This window comes from Actinacidiphila cocklensis, assembly GCF_907177275.1.
Lineage (GTDB): Bacteria > Actinomycetota > Actinomycetes > Streptomycetales > Streptomycetaceae > Actinacidiphila > Actinacidiphila cocklensis.
The window spans coordinates 42,836-51,311 of record NZ_CAJSLV010000079.1; the positions used below are offsets into that span (position 1 = coordinate 42,836).

10 protein-coding genes and 1 pseudogene are annotated in these 8,476 nt (G+C 73.5%); 6 read left to right on the forward strand and 5 right to left on the reverse strand.

Annotated features, from left to right (window positions below):
• The first annotated feature begins 106 nt into the window (after positions 1-106).
• The 6 genes from NFU81_RS28775 to NFU81_RS28800 all read left to right on the forward strand — a co-directional run bounded on the left by NFU81_RS28775 (position 107) and on the right by NFU81_RS28800 (position 4,869).
• Positions 107-1,315 carry a citrate synthase/methylcitrate synthase gene (locus NFU81_RS28775; RefSeq protein ID WP_251496022.1) on the forward strand — a complete coding sequence of 403 codons (1,209 nt, stop codon included), beginning with the start codon at positions 107-109 and terminating at the stop codon, positions 1,313-1,315.
• Between the two features lie 191 nt (positions 1,316-1,506).
• Positions 1,507-2,460 carry a quinone oxidoreductase family protein gene (locus NFU81_RS28780; protein ID WP_251496024.1) on the forward strand — a complete coding sequence of 318 codons (954 nt, stop codon included), beginning with the start codon at positions 1,507-1,509 and terminating at the stop codon, positions 2,458-2,460.
• Positions 2,461-2,589: 129 nt separating this feature from the next.
• Positions 2,590-3,489: a zinc metalloprotease HtpX gene (gene htpX / locus NFU81_RS28785; RefSeq protein ID WP_251496027.1), complete on the forward strand. Its 900-nt coding sequence runs from the start codon at positions 2,590-2,592 to the stop codon at positions 3,487-3,489.
• On the forward strand, positions 3,489-4,046 hold the full coding sequence (gene pspAB / locus NFU81_RS28790; RefSeq protein WP_251496029.1) for a PspA-associated protein PspAB: 558 nt from the start codon (positions 3,489-3,491) through the stop codon (positions 4,044-4,046). The genes htpX and pspAB overlap by 1 nt, the downstream gene beginning before the upstream one ends.
• 133 nt (positions 4,047-4,179) lie before the next feature.
• Positions 4,180-4,365 carry a hypothetical protein gene (locus tag NFU81_RS28795; RefSeq protein WP_251496031.1) on the forward strand — a complete coding sequence of 62 codons (186 nt, stop codon included), beginning with the start codon at positions 4,180-4,182 and terminating at the stop codon, positions 4,363-4,365.
• Positions 4,366-4,428: 63 nt separating this feature from the next.
• Complete coding sequence (locus NFU81_RS28800; protein ID WP_251496034.1) at positions 4,429-4,869, forward strand: nitroreductase family deazaflavin-dependent oxidoreductase; 441 nt, start codon at positions 4,429-4,431, stop codon at positions 4,867-4,869.
• Between the two features lie 31 nt (positions 4,870-4,900).
• Here NFU81_RS28800 and NFU81_RS28805 read toward each other — a convergent pair whose 3' ends face one another.
• From NFU81_RS28805 to NFU81_RS28825, 5 genes and pseudogenes are all read right to left on the reverse strand, one after another.
• The gene (locus tag NFU81_RS28805) at positions 4,901-5,368 is read right to left on the reverse strand and encodes a hypothetical protein (RefSeq protein ID WP_251496036.1); all 468 of its coding nucleotides are present in this window, start codon (positions 5,366-5,368) and stop codon (positions 4,901-4,903) included.
• On the reverse strand, positions 5,365-5,805 hold the full coding sequence (locus NFU81_RS28810) for an RNA polymerase sigma factor (RefSeq protein WP_251496048.1): 441 nt from the start codon (positions 5,803-5,805) through the stop codon (positions 5,365-5,367). Before NFU81_RS28810 ends, NFU81_RS28805 begins: the two co-directional genes overlap by 4 nt.
• A gap of 342 nt (positions 5,806-6,147) precedes the next feature.
• Positions 6,148-7,605 carry an MFS transporter gene (locus NFU81_RS28815; protein ID WP_251496038.1) on the reverse strand — a complete coding sequence of 486 codons (1,458 nt, stop codon included), beginning with the start codon at positions 7,603-7,605 and terminating at the stop codon, positions 6,148-6,150.
• 49 nt (positions 7,606-7,654) lie between these two features.
• On the reverse strand, positions 7,655-8,020 hold the full coding sequence (locus NFU81_RS28820; RefSeq protein WP_251496040.1) for a nuclear transport factor 2 family protein: 366 nt from the start codon (positions 8,018-8,020) through the stop codon (positions 7,655-7,657).
• Between the two features lie 96 nt (positions 8,021-8,116).
• A pseudogene (locus tag NFU81_RS28825) lies at positions 8,117-8,476 on the reverse strand (hypothetical protein); the annotation flags it as partial.

An 8,476-nucleotide genomic window follows, 5' to 3' on the forward strand; every position in this document is an offset into this window, starting at 1 on the left:
GCCACCGTATCCACCTCCCGTCAACCCCCGCTCACATTGATCAGTCAACGTTGACAGCATGATAATCAATCATGGACAGTCAAGTGAAGAGCCAAGGAGGAATCCGATGCCCACCACCCACCTGCCCGCGGCCACCCCGAACCCGGCCGCACCGCGGTCCGCCGAGCCGCAGGCGGCCCCGCTCCAGGTCCCGCGCGGCCTCAAGGGCGTGATCGTCACCGACACCGTGCTCGGCGACGTCCGCGGAGCCGAGGGCTTCTACCACTACCGCCAGTTCGACGCGGTCGAGCTCGCGGCGGTCCGCAGCTTCGAGGACGTCTGGCACCTGATGGTCAACGGCACGCTGCCGACCGCGCAGGAGCGCGCGAGCTTCGCCCGGCAGATCGCGCCGCTGCGCCACCTGCCCGACGCCGTACGGGAGGCGCTGCCCGCGGTGGCCCGTGCCACCGCGGGGTCGGGGCCGCTGGCCGGGCTGCGTACGGCGCTGTCGCTGACCGGCGCCGCCGCCGGCTTCCGGCCGGTCTACGACCTCGACCCCGAACAGCGGCAGGCCGACGCGCTGGCCGCCTGCGCGGCCGTGCCGACGCTGCTCACCGCGCTGCACCGGCTCGGCCGCGGCCTTTCGCCGGTCGAGCCGCGCGACGACCTGCCGTACGCGGCGAACTACCTGTACATGCTGACCGGCCAGGAGCCGGACCCCGCCAGGGCGCGGGCCGTCGAGCAGTACCTGATCTCGACCGTCGACCACGGCTTCAACGCCTCCACCTTCACCGCCCGGGTCATCGCCTCGACCGGCGCGGACCTGGCGGCCTGCCTGGTCGGGGCGGTCGGCGCGCTGTCGGGTCCGCTGCACGGCGGCGCGCCGAGCCGCGCGCTCGACACGCTGGACGAGATCGGCACCCCTGACCGCATCGACGGCTGGCTGCGCGAGCACATCACGGCCGGCGAGCGGATCATGGGCTTCGGCCACCCCGTTTACCGCACGGAGGACCCGCGCTCCCGGCTGCTCAAGGGCATAGCGCGGGACATCGGCGGCGACCTGGTCGACTTCGCGGTCCAGGTCGAGGCGCGCGCGGAGGCGCTGCTCGCCGAGCTGAAGCCGGGCCGCGAGCTGCACATCAACGTGGAGTTCTACGCCGGGGTGGTGATGGAGTTGTGCGGGCTGCCGCGGGAGATGTTCACGCCGACCTTCGCCGCCGCCCGGGTCGTCGGCTGGAGTGCCAACATCCTGGAGCAGGCCGCCGACAGCAAGATCATCCGACCGTCCGCCCGCTATACGGGACCGCCGCCGCCCCAGCCGGTCCCGGCCGCCTGACCGAGGCCCGGGGCGGCCCCGGCGGCGCGGCAATGTACGGCAGGGCGTGGCAGGACGCGGGAATGTACCGAGGTGCGGGAAAGTGAGACAAGGCGTGGCACATTGCCGCGACTAGCCACCATACCGACCGGTCGGTAATATGCGGCCGGTGCCGGGAACCCGGCATGAGGCACCACCCCGGAGGAGACGCCGTGCGCGCGATCCAGATCACCGAGTTCGGCGGACCCGAGGTCCTGCGGGAGGCCGAGGTGCCCGACCCGGTCGCGGGCCAGGGGCAGCTCCTGCTGGACGTCGACTCCGCCGGGGTGAACTACGCCGACACGCACACCGTGGAGAATTCCTACCTCGCCCGCGCCACCCTGCCCCTGGTGCCGGGCGCCGAGGTGGTGGGCCGCACCGCCGACGGCCGCCGGGTCGTCGCCCTCACCGACAACGGGGGATACGCCCAGAAGGCCGTCGTCCAGGAGCAGCTGGCCGTCGAGCTGCCCCACGAGGTCGCCGACGGCCAGGCACTCGCGCTGATCGTGCAGGGCCTCACCGCCTGGCACCTGCTGCGGACGTCGGCGCGGCTCGCGGCGGGGGAGAGCGTCGTGGTGCACGCGGCGGCCGGCGGCACCGGCTCGCTCGCCGTGCAGCTGGCCAAGGAGTTCGGCGCGGGCCGGGTGATCGCCACCGCCTCCACCCAGGACAAGCGCGACCTGGCGCTGGAGCTGGGCGCCGACGTCGCGGTGGACGCCGACCCCGAGGGGCTCACGGACCGCCTGACCGCGGCCAACGGCGGCCGCAAGGTCGACATCGTGCTGGAGATGACCGGCGGCCCGGTCTTCGATGCCTCGCTCGCCGCCCTGGCCCCCTTCGGCCGGCTGGTCGCCTACGGCATGGCGTCCAGGACCGCCCCCACCCCGGTACAGCCCGCCCAGCTCATGGGCCGCTCGCGGGCGGTCGTCGGCTTCTGGCTGATGCACTGCCTGGGCCGGCCGGGGATGTACCGCGAGCCGCTGGCGGAGCTGCTGGCGATGACGGCGGACGGGCGGCTGCGGCCGCAACTCGGCGGCGTCTACGGCCTGTCGCAGGCGGCCAGGGCGCACGCCGACCTGCGCGCCAGGCGCACGGTGGGCAAACTGGTGCTCGATGTGACCCGATAGGCGGAACCGCAAGGGTCGTCACGGTCGTTGGATCGGTGCAACAGTTGGAGATGCACCCAGCATCATGACCAGTGGAACACGCAGGGCCGCCGCCCGCGACCCGCGCCCCAGCACAGCTCGGGAGGGGCCATGCCACGCAACCGCTTCGCACAGGACCGGGGACTGACGACCCGCATGGTCGTCACGATGTTCCTGATCGGACTGCTGTACGTCGTCTTCGTCGGAGCACTGCTCGCCCTGCTGCGCGGTGCGTGGCCGATGATCCTGATCATCGCCGGGCTGCTCTTCGTCGTGCAGTTCTGGTTCAGCGACCGCATCGCCGCCTTCAGCATGGGCGCCCACGAGGTCACCCCGCAGGAGCAGCCGGAGCTGCACGGCGTCATCGACCGGATCTGCGCCCTGGCCGACCTGCCCAAACCGAAGGTCGCCGTCGCCCGCTCGGACGTGCCCAACGCGTTCGCGACCGGGCGCAACCAGAAGAACACGGTGGTGTGCGTCACCACCGGGCTGCTGCGCCGGCTGGAGCCCGAGGAGCTGGAAGGCGTCGTCGCCCACGAGCTGTCGCACGTCGCGCACAAGGACGTCGCCGTGATGACGATCGCCTCCTTCCTCGGCATCCTTGCCGGCGTCATCACCAGGATCGGCCTGTGGGGCGGCTTCCGGCGCAGCCGCGACCCGGGCACCGCGGCGCTTTTCATCCTCGTCCCGCTGGTCAGCGCGGTGGTCTACGCGATCAGCTTCCTGCTCACCCGGATGCTGTCGCGCTACCGCGAGCTGTCCGCCGACCGCAGCGCCGCCCTGCTGACCGGCCGCCCCTCCGCGCTGGCCTCGGCGCTCACCAAGGTCAGCGGCGACCTTGCCGGGATCCCCACCAAGGACCTGCGCGCGGCCGAGCCGTTCAACGCGTTCTACTTCGCCCCCGCCCTCACCACCAGTGCCACCGTCTCCAAGGTGCTGGCCACCCACCCCAGCCTTGAGCAGCGGCTGGCCCAGCTGGCCGCGATCACCGTCGAGCTGGACCGCCGCTGATGGGGCTGCTCGACGTGCTGCTCGGCCGCAGCAAGCCGGTCAAGCCCGACCTGGACCAGCTCTTCGGCCTGGCGTCCGCCGCGATCACCCTGCGGGCGGCGAGCGAACTGCGGCCGACCGGGCGGGGAGCGGTGTGCTTCGCCGCCGTGGAGGGGGGCGCCTTCGCCGAGATCCAGCAGGACCTGCGCGCCCTGCTGCCGGTCGAGTCCAGCCGCGACAGCTACGGCTACACCTGGCTGCAGTCCCGGCGCGACCCCAGCGAGGTCACCGACCTCGTCACCGACCTGCACGCCGTCAACTCCGCGCTGGAGTCCGGCGGCTTCGGGCCGCAGCTGCTGTGCTCCCTGGTCGGCTTCGAGGACGGCGAGGGCCACCGCATCGCCCTGGTCTACCTGTACAAGCGCGGGTCGTTCTACCCTTTCGCCCCGCTGCCCGGCGAGAAGCGCGACCACGCGCTGGAACTGCAGGTCAAAGCCCTGGTCGCGAACGACCTGCGGCTGGAGGCCGACCTGTCGCGCTGGTTCCCGGTCTGGGGCGCACCCGGCATGGCGGGGTGAGCCGCTCCCCATCCCGGTGAAACAGCCTGCGTCGAACGGGGGTTCGGGGGCAGGTGCTCGGTGACGGGCGCCGCAGGTGCCCGGAGCCGGGAGCGCCGCCCGCACGGGCGGCCCACAACCGAGGAGGGGTCGCATGCTGGCAGCCGTAGGCGCCGTCATCTTCGCCATCGCCTATCTGATCAACGTCACGAGCACCGACACGGACGCGGCCTTCACACCGATCAGCCTGATGCTCGCGGGGCTGTTCTTCGTGGCCCTGCACTTCGCCGGGGTCGGAACCGGCTGGTCGTACTCCACCAGACGGCGGCGTCGCCGCTGAGCAGGGACGGGGGGCGATCTAGAGTGGGGAAGGTTGCCGACAAACCCCCCAGGAGGCATACGGATGACCGTCTACGACCCCGCCAGTGTGAAGATCAGCCCCGAATCGTGGGTGGCGGAACAGGCGAAGCGCTACGAGGAGTCGGACGGCACCGAGGCCACCGACCTCAAGGGCTCACCCTGCCTGCTGCTGGACTACGAGGGGCGCCGCAGCGGTGAGTGGCGCCGTACGGTGCTGATCTACGGCCGCGACGGCGACGACTACCTGATCGTCGCCTCCAAGGGCGGCGCCCCCGAGCACCCGCTGTGGTTCAACAGCCTTGTCGCGAACCCCGAGGTGCACCTGCGCGTCCTCGGCGAGCGCTTCGCGGCCCGCGCCGAAGTGCTCTCCCCGCAGGACAAGGCCCGCGTCTGGCCCCACCTGCTCGAGGTGTACGCGCCCTACGACGACTACCAGAAGGGCACCGACCGCGACATCCCGGTCGTCCGCCTCTCCCGCATCTGAGGCGCCCGAGCCCGGGGGAGAACCCCCGGGCTCAACTCCGGGCCGCGGTACGGGCGGCGAGCCGGGCGAGGTTGCGCCGCCCCTCGGCGCGTACCCCGAGCGGGACCAGGGCCGCTCGGCCCGGCACCCGCAGCCCGCCCGTGAAGGCCACCGTGGTGCGACCGTCACCGTGGTCGGCCGCCGCGACGCCGATCAGCAGGAAGCGGCTCTGCAGCCAGCACCAGCCGGGGCGCAGCACCCCGCTGAAGCGCGCCCGCGGGCCGAACCTGCTGTGCGCGGACGCCTCCAGGCGATCGCCGTCCCTGCTGATCACCCGCACCCGCGCCATGTCCGTGACGATCCTCCCGAACTCCCCCTCCAGGTCGGCGATCAGCGGCCAGACGACGTCGACGGGCGCGTCGACGACCCCCTCGGTGACGTGGGCGTTGCGTACTCCCGCCGCCAGCGCGTGCAGCCGGCGTACGGGGTCGGGGTCGGCCGTCGGCCAGCCGGCGGTCATGCGGACCACGCCTTCCTGAAGGTGTCCCGGGCGCGGTGCAGCCGGGATTTGACGGTGCCGACGCGCAGCCCGAGGCGTTCGGCGGCGGTGCGCTCGTCGAGTCCCTCCAGGTCGCGCAGCACGAGAACGGCCCGGTGTTCGGGGGAGAGCCGGGTGAGGACGTCACGGATGTCGGCGCCGAGCTGCGGGTCGCCCGGCGCGGGCAGTTCCGCCAGTTCCGCGGGCACCGCACGGGCCGCCCGCTTGGCCACCCGCACCGCCTCGCGTGCCGCGACGGTCCGCACCCAGCCGTAAACGGCGGCCGGCTCCTTGAGGCCGCGCAGGCCGCGGAAGACGATCATCAGCGCCTCCTGCGCGGCGTCGGGGCCGTCGTCCAGCGCGATGGGCGCGCAGATCCGGCCGACGAAGGGCGCCAGCTCGTCGAGCAGGTCGTTCATCGCCAGCGTGTCGCCGCGCTGCGCGGCCCGCACCAGGCGGGCGGTGGCGCGGCGGTCGGCTGCCGCGGACTCGCCTGCCGCGTACTCGTCGTCCGCGGGCGGGTGGTCCGCAGGTGGGTCGGGTTCAGCCACGGATCGGGTCTCTTCCTCGCTGCGGCACGGCGGCCTCCTCGGACACGGCTGGTGCGTCACCCCTCAGAGGCGGCGGCACCGCGATTCGTTCCGTGGGCCGGAAGAGATTCTGGCCCACGGCCCACGGCCCCGGCCCTTAGCCGACGGCCCATGCGCACGGGTAAGGGGCACCCTCCTGGAGGAGTGCCCCTTACCCGTGCACGTCGCGCCTCAGCCCGCGTCGGCCCCCGCGCGGCCCGCTCCGCGGGCCGTCAGCGCGGCCAGCAGCACCTCCAGCACCAGCAGGAAGGCCAGGCCGAGCCCGAAGGCGTGCGGGTAGCGGCCCGGTGCGCCCGCGCCGACCGCGCCGTAGAAGACGATGCCGATCAGCGCGACGCCCAGCGCGCCGCTGACCTGCTGGATGGTCGCGACCACCCCGGAGGCCGCGCCGACCAGGTGTGCGGGGACGGTGCCCAGCGCGTCGTGGGTGAGCGGCGCGATCACCATGCCCATTCCCACGCCGTCGAGGAACAGCCCCGGCACCAGCTCCCACAGGCTGCCGCTGGTGCCCGACCCGTGCACCGCGGCCCACAGCGCGCCGAGCCCCGCGGCCATGAGCAGCGCACCGGCCGGGACCGTACGGCGCCCGAGGCGTTCCGCGAGGCGGTGCGCCGCGGTCGAGGTGAGCAGGTAGCCGGCGCCGATCGCCAGGAAGACCACACCCGACGCCAGCGCGTCCAGGCCCCGGCCGGCCTGCAGATACAGCGCGAGGATCAGGAAGAACGAGCCCTGCCCCGTCCAGAACACCAGCTGCGCCAGCGCTCCCGCGGCGAATCCGCGCTCCCGGAAGAGCGCCGTGTCCAGCACCGGGTCACCGCCCGTCGCGCCCAGCCGCCGCTGGTGCGCCACGAATACCGCGAAGAGCACCGCGGAGCCCGCCAGGCACAGCCACGTCCACACCGGCCAGCCCAGCGAACGGCCCTGGATCAGCGGCAGCACCAGGGCCACGACCGCGGCGGTGGACAGCGCCACCCCGGTGTTGTCCAGGCGCGGCCGGCGCGGCGCCCGCGACTCGGCCAGCGCCCGCGGCACCGCGGCCAGCGCGGCGAGCCCGACCGGCAGGTTGATCAGGAAGCACGCCCGCCAGCCGAGGCCCAGCACGTCCGCCTTGATCAGCAGCCCGCCGATCAGCTGCCCGAAGACCGCGCCGACGCCCATCGTCAGCCCGTACATGCTGAACGCCCTGGCCTGCGCCTTCCCCGTCCAGCCGGTCTGCAGGATCGCCAGCACCTGGGGGCCCGTCAGGGCCGCGGACAGCCCCTGCAGCACCCGCGCCGCCACCAGTGTCCCGGCGGTCGGCGCGAAACCGCAGGCCGCAGAGGTCGCGGTGAACAGCGCGAGCCCCACCGTGAACATCCGCCGGCGGCCGAAGATGTCACCGAGGCGGCCCGCGGTGATCAGCCCGGTGGCCACGGCCAGGCCGAAGCCGGCCACCACCCACTGGATCGCCGCGGAGCCGGCCCCCAGGTCGCCCTGCACCGCGGGTATCGCCACGTTGACGATGAAGATGTCCAGCGAGGTCATGAAGGTGGCGGCCAGCAGGACCAGCAGGCCGAGACCCGGCCGTCCGGCGTCGGGAGCGGCGCTCCTGGGTGCGGACGGGGAGAGCGTGGAGGCGGCCGAGGCCATGGCGGAACTCCTGTCACGTGTCGCAGGGGGAGGAGGGGGCGGGCCGCGGTCAGGCGGCGGCGGGCACCTTGTCGAGGAAGCCGAGGACGCGCCGCACCAGACCGTCGTCGCCGATGGCGACCACGTCGAAGCCGACGACCAGCGACTCGCCGCCGGCCGGCCCCAGCTCCCAGGTGAAGCGGGCGATGTCGTGGTGTGCGTCGACCGGGCCGAGGGTGAGGACCAGGCCGGGGAACTGCGCCTGCACCGCCGCGATCACCGCGTCGAGCGCGTCGGGCCCGGTGACGTCGGCCAGCGGGTCGGTGTAGCGCGCGTCGGCCGCGAAGACCGCGCCGATCCCGCGCCGCCTGGCGGCCGGGTCGGTCTCGTTCCACACCGCGATGTACTGCTCGACCAGCTGCTGGATGTCGCTCATGGCTGTCGTCTCCCTGCTGTCGCCGGCGCCGGGTTGCGCCGTCTCCTTGCAGGTCACGACGTTACGGAGCGGGCCGCACAGGGGAATCGGTCATCGTTAGGTATGCGCTGACCTGTCGCGTGGCCCGTCCTGGTCGAGGGTCTCCTTGAGCGCGTCGAGGGCGGCCGCGAGCCGCGGTGAGCCGCACTGCTTGGACAGCCGGGCGGCCTCCCGGCCCAGCGCCAGCGCGCCGTCCCGGTCGCCGGTGCGGGCGTGCGCCTCGGCGGCGTGCGCCGCGTAGATGCTGCGGTCGCGGATGTAGGACGGCTCCAGCTCGTCGAGCGCCCGGTCGAGCAGCGGTACCGCCTCGGCCGCCCGGCCGAGCGCGAGCAGGGCGAGGCCCTGCTGGGCCGTCAGTTCCGTGCCGTCCAGCCAGTACAGCCAGGCGGGACCGGGGCCGGCGCCCGCCGTGGCCAG